This is a genomic window from Macrococcus epidermidis, from assembly GCF_024205965.1.
GTDB classification, from domain to species: Bacteria; Bacillota; Bacilli; order Staphylococcales; family Staphylococcaceae; genus Macrococcoides; species Macrococcoides epidermidis.
Window position 1 is genome coordinate 971,859 of sequence record NZ_CP073819.1, and the last position, 14,263, is coordinate 986,121.

The 14,263-nt window shown below is 35.0% G+C and carries 12 protein-coding genes; 10 read left to right on the forward strand and 2 right to left on the reverse strand.

The genetic code is table 11. The annotated features are described in order from the left end of the window. Positions 1–33: 33 nt before the first annotated feature. Both typA and KFV12_RS05165 read left to right on the forward strand, forming a co-directional pair. On the forward strand, positions 34–1,878 hold the full coding sequence (gene typA / locus KFV12_RS05160) for a translational GTPase TypA (protein WP_111714486.1): 1,845 nt from the start codon (positions 34–36) through the stop codon (positions 1,876–1,878). A 3-nt stretch (positions 1,879–1,881) separates the two neighbouring features. Beyond that, positions 1,882–2,223, forward strand: coding sequence for a YlaH-like family protein (locus tag KFV12_RS05165; RefSeq protein ID WP_099580732.1), 342 nt, complete (start codon positions 1,882–1,884; stop codon positions 2,221–2,223). Positions 2,224–2,280: 57 nt separating this feature from the next. Here KFV12_RS05165 and KFV12_RS05170 read toward each other — a convergent pair whose 3' ends face one another. Continuing rightward, positions 2,281–2,757, reverse strand: a complete 477-nt coding sequence (locus KFV12_RS05170) for a hypothetical protein (protein ID WP_170122475.1) — start codon at positions 2,755–2,757, stop codon at positions 2,281–2,283. A 118-nt stretch (positions 2,758–2,875) separates the two neighbouring features. Between KFV12_RS05170 and KFV12_RS05175 the strand changes: the two genes are divergently transcribed. The 3 genes from KFV12_RS05175 (at position 2,876) to KFV12_RS05185 (ending at position 8,059) form a co-directional block, all read left to right on the forward strand. Further along, a complete protein-coding gene (locus tag KFV12_RS05175) occupies positions 2,876–3,151 on the forward strand; it encodes an Fpa/YlaN family protein (protein WP_096076877.1) in 276 nt (91 codons plus the stop codon). Positions 3,152–3,201: 50 nt separating this feature from the next. Further along, positions 3,202–4,392 carry an FtsW/RodA/SpoVE family cell cycle protein gene (locus KFV12_RS05180; RefSeq protein ID WP_254257461.1) on the forward strand — a complete coding sequence of 397 codons (1,191 nt, stop codon included), beginning with the start codon at positions 3,202–3,204 and terminating at the stop codon, positions 4,390–4,392. A 229-nt stretch (positions 4,393–4,621) separates the two neighbouring features. Further along, entirely contained in the window at positions 4,622–8,059 is a 3,438-nt protein-coding gene (locus KFV12_RS05185; protein ID WP_111714489.1) for a pyruvate carboxylase, read from the forward strand. Positions 8,060–8,093: 34 nt separating this feature from the next. On the opposite strand, the gene KFV12_RS05190 is transcribed toward KFV12_RS05185, so the two are convergent. Then, positions 8,094–9,002: a COX15/CtaA family protein gene (locus KFV12_RS05190; RefSeq protein WP_254257462.1), complete on the reverse strand. Its 909-nt coding sequence runs from the start codon at positions 9,000–9,002 to the stop codon at positions 8,094–8,096. 253 nt (positions 9,003–9,255) lie between these two features. Between KFV12_RS05190 and cyoE the strand changes: the two genes are divergently transcribed. The 5 genes from cyoE to KFV12_RS05215 are packed head-to-tail and all read left to right on the forward strand — an operon-like array spanning position 9,256 to position 14,169. After that, on the forward strand, positions 9,256–10,179 hold the full coding sequence (cyoE, locus tag KFV12_RS05195; protein ID WP_254257463.1) for a heme o synthase: 924 nt from the start codon (positions 9,256–9,258) through the stop codon (positions 10,177–10,179). A 31-nt stretch (positions 10,180–10,210) separates the two neighbouring features. Further along, positions 10,211–11,272 (forward strand): cytochrome c oxidase subunit II, encoded by a 1,062-nt coding sequence (gene coxB / locus KFV12_RS05200; RefSeq protein WP_254257464.1) that lies wholly within the window; start codon positions 10,211–10,213, stop codon positions 11,270–11,272. 52 nt (positions 11,273–11,324) lie between these two features. After that, positions 11,325–13,187, forward strand: a complete 1,863-nt coding sequence (gene ctaD, locus KFV12_RS05205) for a cytochrome c oxidase subunit I (protein WP_254257627.1) — start codon at positions 11,325–11,327, stop codon at positions 13,185–13,187. Next, a complete protein-coding gene (locus tag KFV12_RS05210) occupies positions 13,187–13,816 on the forward strand; it encodes a cytochrome (ubi)quinol oxidase subunit III (RefSeq protein ID WP_111714493.1) in 630 nt (209 codons plus the stop codon). Before ctaD ends, KFV12_RS05210 begins: the two co-directional genes overlap by 1 nt. Continuing rightward, positions 13,816–14,169: a cytochrome C oxidase subunit IV family protein gene (locus KFV12_RS05215; protein ID WP_111714494.1), complete on the forward strand. Its 354-nt coding sequence runs from the start codon at positions 13,816–13,818 to the stop codon at positions 14,167–14,169. Before KFV12_RS05210 ends, KFV12_RS05215 begins: the two co-directional genes overlap by 1 nt. Positions 14,170–14,263 lie beyond the last annotated feature (94 nt).

Below are 14,263 nucleotides of genomic sequence, written 5' to 3' on the forward strand. Positions count from 1 at the left end.
TAAACTGTAGTTCGATTAAGGAGAAACAAATTAATGACAAATTTTAGAGAAGATGTTCGTAATATTGCAATTATCGCCCACGTTGACCATGGTAAAACTACCCTTGTTGATGAATTATTAAAACAATCAGGTACATTCCGTTCAAATGAACATGTTGAAGAACGTGCGATGGATTCGAATGATATCGAAAGAGAGCGTGGTATCACGATCTTAGCAAAGAACACAGCGATCGATTATAAAGGAACGCGTATCAACATTCTGGATACTCCAGGGCATGCTGACTTCGGTGGTGAAGTAGAACGTATCATGAAGATGGTAGATGGTGTATGTTTAGTTGTAGATGCATATGAAGGAACTATGCCTCAAACACGTTTCGTATTAAAGAAAGCATTAGAACAAAATTTAAAACCTGTAGTGGTAGTAAATAAAATAGATAAACCTTCAGCGAGACCTGAAGAAGTTTTAGACGAAGTATATGATTTATTTATTGAATTAGAAGCAAATGATGAACAGTTAGATTTCCCTGTAGTATATGCTTCTGCAATTAATGGTACTGCTAGTCTTGATGCGTCGACTCAAGATGAAAACATGCAAAGCTTATACGAAACGATTATCGATTATGTACCAGCACCAGTTGATAACCGTGACGAGCCATTACAATTCCAGGTTGCTTTATTAGATTACAATGATTATGTTGGTCGTATCGGTATTGGCCGAGTATTCCGTGGAACGATGGAAGTAGGACAACAAGTTTCGTTAATAAAGATTGACGGAACAATTAAAAATTTCCGTGTTACTAAAATCTTTGGTTTCTTCGGTTTAAAACGTGTTGAAGTTGAAAAAGCATATGCTGGTGATTTAATTGCCGTATCTGGTATGGAAGACATTAACGTAGGTGAAACGGTTACTCCAGTAGATACTCCGGAAGCTTTACCGATCTTACGTATCGATGAGCCTACATTACAAATGACTTTCTCAGTTAACAATTCTCCGTTTGCAGGTAAAGAAGGTAAATTTGTAACTGCGCGTAATATTCAGGACCGTTTAGAATCACAACTTGAGACAGACGTATCATTACGCGTTGAGTCTGTTGGACCTGATAGCTGGACTGTTTCTGGACGTGGAGAATTACATTTATCTATCTTAATCGAAAACATGCGTCGTGAAGGGTTTGAATTACAAGTTTCAAAACCAGAAGTTATCGTAAAAGAAATCGATGGTAAGAAATATGAGCCATATGAACGCGTTCAAATTGATGTACCGGAAGAAAATACTGGATCTGTAATTGAATCTTTAGGAACACGTAAAGGTGAAATGGTTGATATGGTTAACAGTGGTAATGGTCAAACACGTTTAATCTTCAATGTACCTGCACGTGGATTAATCGGTTACCGTACTGAGTTCATGTCTATGACACGTGGTTATGGTATCTTAAACCACACATTTGATGAATATCGTCCATTATTAAAAGGTCGTATCGGCGGACGTCGTAATGGTGTATTAGTTTCTATGGATAAAGGGGTAGCTTCAACATATGCTATCTTAGCTTTAGAAGACCGTGGTGTAAACTTTATGGAACCGGGAACAGAAGTATATGAGGGTATGATTGTTGGTGAAAATTCACGTGATAATGACTTAACAGTAAATATCACTAAAGTAAAAGCTGCTAATAACATCCGAAGTGCTACTAAAGAACAAACAACAACAATGAAAAAACCAAGAACTTTAACGTTAGAAGAAGCTTTAGAATACTTAAATGAAGATGAATTAGTTGAAGTTACACCTGAATCAATTCGTTTAAGAAAGAAAACTTTAGATAAATCTCAACGTGAAAGAGAGCAAAAGAAAGCAAAAGCAGCGATGCAAGAGGAGGAGTAATCAATGAATTTTATGATCGGAAATGCGCAAGTGAGCGTAGATCCTGAACAAAGAATGTCATTTCTTGCTAAACTTTTTGCAGTTGATAAACATCCAGAGACTGGCATGTGGTATTTGCTGATAGCGATATTTATATTAAGTGCAATCGTTTATAATTTAGGATTTGCGAGAAAGTTAAAACCTTGGCAAAACGTGGTCATATATATTCTATTATTCCTGGGCTGTATTATATTAAACTTCCTGGCAGTATTTTTACCTGTCGGTGAAAGTTTAATCATTGCAGCGATTGTACTTGGATTGTATCGATATCGATTGCATAAAGAGCGACAACAAAAAGAAGCTTAAGACGAAAGTCTTGAGCTTCTTTTTGTGATGATAAATTTCGAATGATTATCTTATAAATTAAATTAACGCAATACCTGTAACGTGTTTCATGATTAATTTAAGTTCGTCGTTATATAAATAAGCATCTACCATGCCATCGTCGTATAAACGTTTACCGTCTTTAGAAAACTGGAAGTATAACACCTTCAATTCATCTAAAGTAATTTGCACTTTAGTATCTTCATTCGATAATTCGACTTTTGTTGCGTCACTATCTGGTTCTGCATTAATAATAAATGAATGCATGTTCATTAAAAATGTTCCCTCAAGTAAAGCTTGTTTCTTAAATTTCTTTTCAGATACAAGCGTCGGAGGTTTTGAACCACCTTCTAGTATTTCACGGTTCCATTCATAATTATCCTGGAAGGTTATTGCTTCTTCTCCTGAGGATTTACCTTGTAATAGTGCTTCCATTTCAACTTTACGATCATCAAAGATAAAAGTAGATGGATCTAATGTAATATTGAATTTTACTTTCCCTTTAATCTGTATAATCATACTATCACCCTTTCATATTTATAATACCATATTCTATTTAAGTAAATGCTTGATTTTTAAGGACTTGTCATATAGAATTTTAAAGTATAAGAATAATGAAATGAAGGTGTATGCTATGCGTGACCATTTAGATTACAAACAAAAGGCATATGACCAACTCAATCAAGATGCAGAAAAAATTTTGCAGTTGATTAAAGTTCAAATGGACAATTTAACAATGCCACAATGTCCTCTTTATGAAGAGGTGTTAGATACACAGATGTTCGGTTTAAGTCGTGAAGTAGATTTTGCAACACGTATCGGATTAATTGAAAAAGATGAAGGCAAAAAGATTTTATCTGCTCTCGAGAAAGAACTATCTAAATTACATGATGCCTTCACAAATGTCTAAAGTCTAGAGCGTTTGCTTTAGACTTAATTTTATTTCAGGAGCGGATTCTTTTGAAACACATAAGAAATTTTATTGATTATATAAAAGAATATACAAAGTATGTAGACTTTCCACTACTTTTAAGTTATGTGGCACTCGTACTCATTGGCCTCGTTATGATATATAGCGCTAGTATGGTCGCCGCAACGCGTGGGACGTTGACAGGTGGTATACCTAAATCACCAAATTATTTTTATATACGCCAATTAGTGACTATTATTTTAAGTTTTGGTATCGTCTTTTTTATGGCTTATTTCATGTCCATTAAAATTATTAAAAATAAACGCGTCCAACAATTCTCGATTATTGCGATTATGATATTACTTTTATTTACACGTTTGTTTGGCCAAGAAGTCAATGGTGCAACGAGTTGGTTAAACTTAGGATTTATGCAGTTTCAAACATCTGAGTTATTAAAAATAGTTGTCATCATTTACTTAGCGTACATTTACGATAAAAAGGATAACTTAGAAAAAATGAGCTGGGATATTATTGCACCACTTGTGTTAGTAGGTATATGCGCAGGACTCGTAATTATCCAAAATGACTTTGGATCAACGATGATAATATTAATGATTATCGGGTGTATCTTTTTATATTCAGGTATCGCTTTTCGAGCCATGATGATTATGATAGGTTTAGTAAGTGGGGCGGTTGTACTTATTATGACAGGGATGTTTTTAATCACTGGTAAACTGTTAGCAACCCATCAACAACAACGCTTTGAAGTGCTTGCAAATCCTTTTAAAGACGAAGAGGGTGCTGGTTACCATTTATCTAACTCGTTAATGGCGATTGGTAATGGAGGTATATTTGGTAAAGGATTAGGAAATGGTGTGATGAAACTTGGTTATCTACCTGAACCCCATACAGACTTTATTTTTGCAGTTATTTCTGAAGAATTAGGGCTCGTTGGTGTCATCATCATTATTTCGTTATTATTCTTTATCGTATATAAAGGATTTATGTATGCAGCACTTGCAGATACTGTTTTTTATAAACTTATATGCGTAGGTGTCGCAAGTTATATCGGAATTCAGGCTTTTATTAATCTTGGTGGTATATCTGGTTTAATTCCATTAACAGGTGTTCCACTTCCATTTTTAAGCTATGGTGGATCAAGTTTGTTAAGCTTATCAATAGCAATTGGATTACTATTAATGGCTGCAAAAGATGTGAAAAAGAAATCATTAGAACAATAAATTTTATTCAAAAAAATGAATACGTTTACAAGAATGCATGTGTCTTTTGACACATGCATTTTTGAATTAATCATTGATGTAAAAACATTGCATGAGTATAACACACTGTAATATTAGTATGACGCAAATGAATATTTTATGTATAATATGACTTAACAATTTTATTTCGGTAAAGGATTGTATATAATATATGTGAAAAGGATAACATAATAAGCCGAGGAGGAATTGTATGAAACACATTAAAAAGTTACTCGTAGCAAATCGTGGGGAAATCGCAATAAGGATTTTCCGCGCAGCAACCGAACTAGATATACCAACTGTAGCAATTTATTCAAAAGAAGATAAAGGTTCTCTTCATAGATACAAAGCGGATGAGTCTTATTTAGTTGGTGAGGATATTGGTCCGACTGAAAGTTATCTTCATATCGAACGAATTATTGAAATAGCAAAAAAATGTGGTGCAAATGCAATTCATCCTGGTTATGGTTTCCTAAGTGAAAATATGACTTTTGCTGAACGTTGTGCTGAAGAAGGTATTATATTTATTGGTCCAGAAACGAAACATTTAGATATGTTTGGAGATAAAGTGAAAGCACGCGCGACAGCAGAAATGGCAGAATTACCGATTATTCCTGGTACGAAGGATGCTGTTACTTCTTTTGAAGAAGTAAAGGAATTTACAGATTCATATGGTTTCCCTATAATTATTAAAGCCATTTCTGGTGGTGGCGGAAAAGGGATGCGCATCGTTAACAATCAGGAAGAATTGGAAGATGCCTATCAACGTGCCCAGTCAGAGGCATTAAAATCATTTGGTAATGCAGAAGTTTACCTAGAGAAGTATATTGAACAACCAAAACATATTGAAGTTCAAATACTTGGAGACATGCATGGTAATCTGGTTCATTTATTTGAACGTGACTGTTCAGTACAGCGTCGTCATCAAAAGGTAGTTGAAGTTGCGCCTTCTGTTGGTTTAAATGATGATTTAAGAATGCGCATTTGTGAAGCAGCTGTTCAGTTGATGAAAAAGATCAATTATATAAATGCAGGTACTGTAGAATTTTTAGTGAGCGGGAATGATTTTTACTTTATAGAAGTGAATCCACGTGTTCAAGTTGAACATACTATAACTGAGATGGTAACGGGTGTTGATATTGTAAAAACACAAATATTGATTGCTGACGGTGAGAACATGCATGATGGGCGCATTGCTATGCCGAAGCAGGAGGATATTATTACATTAGGTTATGCAATTCAGTGTCGTGTTACGACGGAAGATCCATTGAATGATTTTATGCCAGATACAGGAACAATTATGGCATATCGCTCTACCGGAGGCTTTGGTGTGCGTTTAGATGCCGGTGATGGTTTTCAGGGAGCTGAAATTTCTCCTTATTATGATTCTTTACTTGTAAAAATTTCTACCCAAGCGATTACTTTTAAACAAGCAGAAGAAAAAATGATACGTTCATTACGTGAAATGCGTATCCGTGGTATTAAAACGAACTTGCAGTTTTTAATCAATGTCGTGAAACACCCTAAGTTTGTGAGTGGCAATTATACAACGAATTTTATCGATGATACGCCAGAACTATTTGAGATTAAAACACCGCGTGACCGTGGTACGAAGACGTTAGAATATATTGCAAATGTGACTGTGAATGGCTTTCCAGGTGTTGAGAAAAAAGAAAAACCTAATTTCGAGCCACTTTATATTGAAAAAATGGAACCGAGTGCAGAATCAGGAACGAAACAGTTATTAGATTTGCATGGACCTGAATATGTTAAACAATGGTTGCTTGATCAAAAAGATGTTTTAATAACAGATACAACGTTTCGTGATGCACATCAATCATTACTTGCAACACGTGTCCGTACGAAAGATATTTTAGAAGTAGCACCGATGACTAGTCATTATCTAAAGGATAGTTTTTCTCTCGAGATGTGGGGAGGAGCTACATTTGATGTAGCGTATAATTTTCTGAAAGAAGATCCGTGGCAACGTCTTGAGCGATTACGTAAAGCTATACCGAATATTTTATTCCAGATGTTACTCCGTGCTTCCAATGCTGTTGGATATAAAAATTATCCGGACAATGTAGTAACAAAATTCGTAGAAGAAAGTGCGAAAGCTGGAATCGATGTATTCAGAATATTTGATTCATTAAACTGGTTAGATCAAATGAAAGTGGCAAATGAAGCGGTTCTGAAAGCCGGTAAGATTTCTGAAGGCGCAATTTGTTATACTGGTGATATATTAAACCCAGAACGTTCAAGCATTTATACGCTAGATTATTATAAAAAAATGGCAAAAGCAATGGAGCGCGAAGGATTCCATATTTTAGCGATTAAAGATATGGCCGGTCTGCTTAAACCAGAAGCTGCATTTGAGCTTGTAAGTGAATTGAAAGCAACTGTAAATATGCCGATTCATTTGCATACTCATGATACGAGTGGAAATGGTGTCATGCTTTATTCAAGAGCTATAGAAGCTGGTGTTGACGTCGTAGATACAGCACTTGGAGCAATGAGTGGGTTAACAAGTCAACCAAGTTCCAATACATTATTCTATGGATTAAATGGTAAAACGCGTCAAATGAGAGCTGACATTGATGGTATGGAAAAATTATCGCATTACTGGGAAGGCGTACGTCACTACTATAAAGATTTTGAAAGTGATATTAAATCGCCACATACAGAAATATATAAACATGAAATGCCTGGTGGTCAATACTCTAACCTAGGGATGCAGGCAAAGAGTTTAGGTTTAGGAGAACGTTTCAGTGAAGTTAAAGATATGTATAGACGCGTTAACTTAATGTTTGGGGATATCGTTAAAGTTACACCGTCATCTAAAGTAGTAGGAGACATGGCCTTATACATGGTTCAAAATGACTTAGATGAAACCTCAGTTATTGAGCGTGGGGCAACATTAGATTTTCCGGAATCTGTTGTATCGTTCTTTAAAGGTGAGATTGGCCAACCAGTGAATGGTTTCCCGGAAGCACTTAAGAAAGTAGTACTGAAAGATATTGAAAGTATCGATGTTCGTCCTGGTGAATTATTAGCACCGGTTGATTTCGATTTGTTACGCAATGAACTTGAGGAAAAACAGCATAAACAAGTAACAGAACAAGATATTATCAGTTATGCCTTATATCCAAAAGTTTATGAACAATACATTGCAACACATGAAAAGTTTGCAAATGTATCGTTACTAGATACACCAACATTCTTCTATGGAATGCGTAAAAATGAGAAAGTTGAAATAGCTATTGATGAAGGTAAAACATTGATTGTGAATTTAATTAGTGTAGGACATGTTCATGAAGATGGATATAGATGGGTTTACTTCGACTTTAATGGTATGAGTCGTAAAGTATATGTTAAGGATACAAACGTTGAACCTAGTCTAGCAACAATTCCTAAAGCAGATCCGAAAAATAGGAGTCATATCGGTGCACAAATGCCAGGAACAGTCGGTGACGTAAAAGTAAAAGAAGGTGATGTTGTAACGAAAGGTCAACCTATAATTATTACTGAAGCGATGAAGATGGAAACGACAATTCAAGCACCATTCAAAGGTACTATAGACAAAGTTTATGTTAATACAGGGGATAGTATACAAACGACAGATTTATTAGTGGAAATTTCAGAGGCTTAAAAAATTGCACAAAAAAATAACCTGCCGCGGCAGGTTATTTTTGCGTTGCACGAGAAATGAGAAGTAAGAAATAGCACAGTAAACCAAATAATAATGTAATAAATAATGCATGTAATAATGCCACATATAAATTTAGCATCGTAAATATTGACAACGCACCTGTCGTTACTTGTAAACAAATTAATAAAAATGCGATTAAGTAGCCATATTTAATAACACGATACTGACTATAATTTTTTACGGCATGGCAAACAACGTAACTTAACCAGATAAATAAGATAAAAGCTAGTGTACGGTGACTCATCTGTACCCATTCAAAAAATGTTTCGGGCAAACCGATTTGTCCTTGTTTACAAAGTGGCCAGCTCAAACATGCAAGACTAGCTTTTTCATGACGTACAAGGGCACCACTATAAATTACAATATAAATAAAGCTCGTTAAAGCTATTGTATGTCTTCTTAAATGAGAATGTATCACTAATTTTGTAGCGTCGAACTTTTGGTCTACTTCAAATATTAATAATGTGAGTAAAAACACAGAGCTAAAACTGATTAATGAAATTCCGAAATGTAATGCTAATACAAATCCGTTTTGTTGCCATATAACAGCAGCTGCACCGATTAAAGCTTGTGCAAAAATAAATCCGATACTCATCCAGCATAAAAATTTTGTTTCTCTTTTGTGACCAATATATTTAATGCTTAAAACAACAAGCCACGTTACCGAAATCAAAGCAAGACCAGACACCCCACGATGTGCAAGTTCAATTAATGTTTCCATAGGAATATGAGTCGGTACAAACTTACCATGACAAAGTGGCCAGCTATTGCCACATCCGTCTGCAGAACCTGTCTTTGTTACTAGCGCACCACCGATTTGAACAAGGATCATCAGTAAGGTCGTAAACAAAGATAACCATTTTAAATTCTTTTCTTTTAACAAATACCTTCACCTCTAATTATCATTATGTTCGTGAAGTGTAAATGTAAACTTTATTACATCGCGACTTCAGTATATACTTAAGATATAGTATAACAATCTAACCTTAAAGTAAATGTGTCACATTCGTGAATTATTTATGATTGTAGAGAAATAGAAAAATGTCACAATTTAATTTCGAAAATGTATAGAAAATGTGACAGTTTTCATATATTATTGTTATTATATGCGTTAGTATTGTTAAAGGAGGGTGAAAATGCAAAATGAACAAGTCTTAAAGAGCGTCAAATCGGTCGAACAAACGCGATTGACATTTAAAGATGTCAAAGCAATTGTCAAACTTGGTCTCGTTCAAGGAAATTTGATACCGACGTTTGCGGGAGCATTTCTTGCTATCATGATGACACAACGTTCATTTTTAAATAGCATTCCTGAATTATTAACGATGCTTACGGGATCTACATTTATTATGGCAGGAAGTTGTGCATTAAATAATTTTTATGATCAAGATATTGACCGCATTATGCCAAGTAAACAGGAACGGCCAAGTGTTACTGGGAAAATTGCTTCTCAATCACTATTCCAGCTAAGTTTATTATTGATGTTCATCGGAGAAGTTTTACTTTTCATGATAAATATTGAAACAGGAATAATCGGATTCTTAGGGATATTTGGTTATGTGGTGATGTATTCTGTTTGGTCTAAACGTCATTTAGTGTCAAATACTATAATAGGTAGTTTTCCAGGAGCGATTCCACCACTTGTGGGTTGGGCTGCAATTGATCCTAATCTTTCAAAGGTAGCATGGATGTTATTCGTCATTATGTTTATTTGGCAACCGGCACATTTTTATGCGCTGGCTATCAAACGTAAAGAAGAATATGCTATGGCGGGGATACCGATGTTGCCATCTGTTAAAGGTTTTGAAAGAACTAGACTTGGAATGCTTTTCTGGGTTGCTTTACTTCTTCCAACACCATTTTTAATGGATGAACTAGGAACTATTTTTATAGTACTTGCCACAATCTTAAATCTGGGTTGGCTTTTGCTTGCTGTATCAGGGTTTAAGTCAAATGTTAAAGAAAACAGATGGGCAATGACAATGTTTATTTATTCTTTAAACTATTTGATGATCTTTTTTGTTATGATAGTAGTAGTTACATTAATTCAAATGATTTGATTATGAATGGTGAAAGAGGGGTTAGAAATTAATGAAAAACAAATTTAAGAATGTAAAGTTGATGGGCTTAATTTCATTATTATTAATGACTTTAGCTGGTTGTGGTGAACCACATTTATCAGCTTTACGTCCAGCTGGGGAAGTTGCAAAAGATCAATTCAACTTAATGATGTTAGCGGTTTACATCATGCTATTTGTTATTGCAGTTGTTGTCGTTATTTTCGTTTTAGCAGTTGTAAAATTCAGACGTAGTAAAGTTGGAGAGAATTTTGTACCGAAAGATGTGCACGGTAATCATAAGTTAGAGATTATTTGGACTGCAATTCCAATTATTTTATTAATAATTTTAGCGATTCCTACTGTTATGCTTACTTTTAAATTAGCTGATACAAAAGCAATGGATAAAGTAGATGCAAAAGGAAAAAATAAAGAAATCGTAGTCGATGTAACTGCAAATCTTTACTGGTGGGAATTTGAATATCCAAACCAAAAGATTGTGACAAGCCAAGAACTTGTTGTACCGACGGATACAAAAGTTTATTTCAAATTGCATTCAGCAGATGTTAAACACTCATTCTGGATTCCAGCAGTTGGTGGTAAGATGGATACGAATGTTGAGAACATCAATAAATTCTATTTAGTATTTGATGGTGATAAAGCTAAAGATGCTAAAAATATGTTCTATGGTAAATGTGCAGAGTTATGTGGACCATCACATGCATTAATGGACTTTAAAGTTAAAACAATGTCTAAAGATGATTTTAAAACTTGGGTATCTAAAATGCAGGATGTGAAAAAACCTGTAGCAACAACTGATGCTAAACAAGGTGAAGAAGTATTTAAACAATCTTGTCAAGGTTGTCACGCAGTAACGCCAACTGGTAAAGGAGCAAAAGGGCCTAACTTAACAACTTTCGGAGAAAGAACAACAGTTGCTGGCGTTTTAGAACATAACGAAGAAAACTTAAAAAAATGGATTAAAGATCCTGAAAAATACAAACCAGGGAATAAAATGACTGGTGCGTATAAAGTATCTGATTCAGACATCGATGCATTAGCTAAATACTTAATGGAACGAAAAGTTGAAGAGTAATAAATAAAGGGAGGTTACACAATTGGCTACACAAAAAAAACGTGGTTTAATTATGGAATATTTAACAACAGTTGACCATAAAAAAATTGCAATATTATATCTTATCATGGGTGGATTATTCTTTGCCATGGGTGGTATTGAAGCAATGATTATTCGAATTCAACTTGCTGTTCCTGAAAATGATTTTGTTTCAGCAGGTCTATTTAATGAAATAATTACGATGCATGGTACAACAATGATTTTCTTAGCGGCTATGCCGTTGTTATTCGCATTTATGAACGCTGCAGTACCTTTACAAATTGGTGCACGTGACGTAGCATTCCCATTCTTAAATGCATTAGGTTTTTGGTTATTCTTCTTTGGTGGAATATTCTTAAACTTATCTTGGATTCTAGGTGGAGCACCTGACGCAGGTTGGACATCATATGCTTCATTATCTTTAGCATCACCTGGACACGGTATTGATTTCTATGCTTTAGGTTTACAAATTTCTGGTGCCGGTACATTAATTGCAGGGATTAACTTTATCGTTACAATTATGAATATGCGCGCACCTGGTATGACTTATATGCGTATGCCATTATTCACGTGGACAACGTTTGTTGCTTCAGTATTAATCGTATTCGCATTCCCACCACTTACAATCGGATTATTCTTATTAATTTTCGATAGAATGTTCGGTACAGGATTCTTCGTAGTCTCACAAGGTGGTAATACAATTATCTGGGAACATTTATTCTGGATCTTTGGTCATCCAGAAGTATACATCTTAGTATTACCAGCGTTCGGTATTTTCTCAGAGATTTTCTCTACATTCTCTAGAAAACGACTATTTGGTTATTCAGCGATGGTATTCGCTACAGTATTAATCGGTTTCTTAGGATTCATGGTATGGGCTCACCATATGTTCACAGTAGGTATGGGTCCAACAGCAAATGCAATTTTCGCAGTAGCTACTATGGCAATCGCAGTACCAACAGGTGTTAAGATCTTTAACTGGTTATTAACAATCTGGGGCGGTAGTATCGAATTTACAACGCCGATGCTTTATGCATTAGCATTTATCCCATCATTCGTTATGGGTGGTGTTACTGGTGTAATGCAAGCTTCGGCGCCAGCTGACTATCAATATCACGATTCTTACTTTATCGTAGCGCATTTCCATTACGTTATCGTAGGTGGGGTAGTATTCGCATTACTTGCAGGATTCCATTTCTACTTCCCATTAATGTTCGGTAAGATTTTAAGTGAAAAATTAGGTAAAATTTCTTTTGTATTATTCGTTATTGGTTTCCATTTAACATTCTTAGTACAACATTTCTTAGGTTTATGGGGTATGCCAAGACGTGTATTCACATATTTACCTGGTCAAGGTTACGATACATTTAACTTAGTTTCTACTATCGGTGCATTAACAATGGCTGTCGCAGTAATTATCTTATTAATCAACGTAGTAATCACTTTAGCTAAAGCGCCAAAAGTTGGTCGTGACGCTTGGGGCGATGGTCGTACTTTAGAATGGTCACTACCACAACCAGTTCCATTCTATAACTTTGCTCAAACACCACTTGTGCGTGGATTAGATGCATTTGATTTAGAGAAAAAACAAGGTAACGGTGAGATTTTACCTGCAGAATCTTTAGGTGATATTCATATGCCTAACAATTCAATTATTCCTTTCATTCAATCATTAGGATTATTCGTAGCAGCATTTGGTGCTTTATACTTAGCTGATGGACAAAAATGGGCATTAGATGCAGTAAAAGATTTACCAGTTCAGCCATGGGCACCATTTGTTTTAGGATTAGGTTTAGCGATTACAGCAGCTGGTATGATTGCTCGTTCTCTTAAAGATGATTTAGGTTATCATATTACTAAAGATGAATTAATTGAGTACGAAAGAGGTGTTAAATAATGGCACATCACGAAGAGAAAATGACGGTTGAAAGATGGCCAAGTCATCCTGAAACAGCTTCTTTAGAAGGTAAAAATAAGTTATTAGGATTCTGGGTATTCCTTGGTGGAGAGACTGCATTATTCGCATCTTTATTCGCTACTTATTTAGCTTTAAAAGATCATGTACCGAGTGAAGATCATCTATTAGCTAAAGATTTATTCCATTTACCTTTAGCATTTGTAATGACGATGTTATTATTAACATCTTCATTAACGAGTGTATATGCACTTTATCATATGAAAAACTATGATTTCGGTAAAATGATTACATGGTTTATTGTTACAGTAATTTTAGGTTTAGGATTCTTGGGATTAGAAATTTATGAGTTTGCTGAATACATTCATCAAGGACATACATTCAGATCAAGTGCGTTCGGTTCAGCTTTCTACTTCTTAGTAGGAACTCACGGTTTCCACGTAATTATAGGTTTAACATGGATTACACTTTTAATCATCCGTAATATGAAACGTGGATTAAGTGTATACAACGCTGCGAAGTTCAATACTGCTGCTTTATACTGGCATTTCATTGATGTCGTGTGGGTATTTATCTTCACAGTAGTTTACTTGTTAGGGGTGTTAGGATAATGTCAAATGAAACTAACCACAACTTAAAGTTTAATCAGGAACGTTATAATTTCGAAAAAAGAACAAGAACTGAAGAAATGAGAATGCAGGTAACAACATTTGCTGTTATGATATTCTTAACATTAATCGCTTTTGCAATGGTAGCAGCTGGATTAAGTAAAGAATTCGTTATTCCTGCAGTATTATTAATGGCTTTAATTCAAGTCATCTTGCAATTTTATTACTTCATGCATATGAAACATCCAGGACATGGGGCAGCTAAGTTAATGATGCTTTCTGGATTGTTTATTGCCGGGACGTTTGTAGTAATGGCATTATATATCACTTGGTTAGGTGAGCCATTATTAAAGTAAATATTTAAAAACTGAGACACTTTGTCTCAGTTTTTTTCTTATCACGATTTCGTCAAGAATTTGATAAATTTTATCCACTTAACTGACATAATTT

Bases quoted from the DNA above. Each gene is read 5' to 3' on its own strand.
- KFV12_RS05175 (WP_096076877.1), top strand. From the start codon at position 2,876: ATGCGTGACCATTTAGATTACAAACAAAAGGCATATGACCAACTCAAT.
- typA (WP_111714486.1), top strand. From the start codon at position 34: ATGACAAATTTTAGAGAAGATGTTCGTAATATTGCAATTATCGCCCAC.
- ctaD (WP_254257627.1), top strand. From the start codon at position 11,325: ATGGAATATTTAACAACAGTTGACCATAAAAAAATTGCAATATTATAT.
- coxB (WP_254257464.1), top strand. From the start codon at position 10,211: ATGAAAAACAAATTTAAGAATGTAAAGTTGATGGGCTTAATTTCATTA.
- KFV12_RS05215 (WP_111714494.1), top strand. From the start codon at position 13,816: ATGTCAAATGAAACTAACCACAACTTAAAGTTTAATCAGGAACGTTAT.
- KFV12_RS05165 (WP_099580732.1), top strand. From the start codon at position 1,882: ATGAATTTTATGATCGGAAATGCGCAAGTGAGCGTAGATCCTGAACAA.
- KFV12_RS05210 (WP_111714493.1), top strand. From the start codon at position 13,187: ATGGCACATCACGAAGAGAAAATGACGGTTGAAAGATGGCCAAGTCAT.
- cyoE (WP_254257463.1), top strand. From the start codon at position 9,256: ATGCAAAATGAACAAGTCTTAAAGAGCGTCAAATCGGTCGAACAAACG.
- KFV12_RS05185 (WP_111714489.1), top strand. From the start codon at position 4,622: ATGAAACACATTAAAAAGTTACTCGTAGCAAATCGTGGGGAAATCGCA.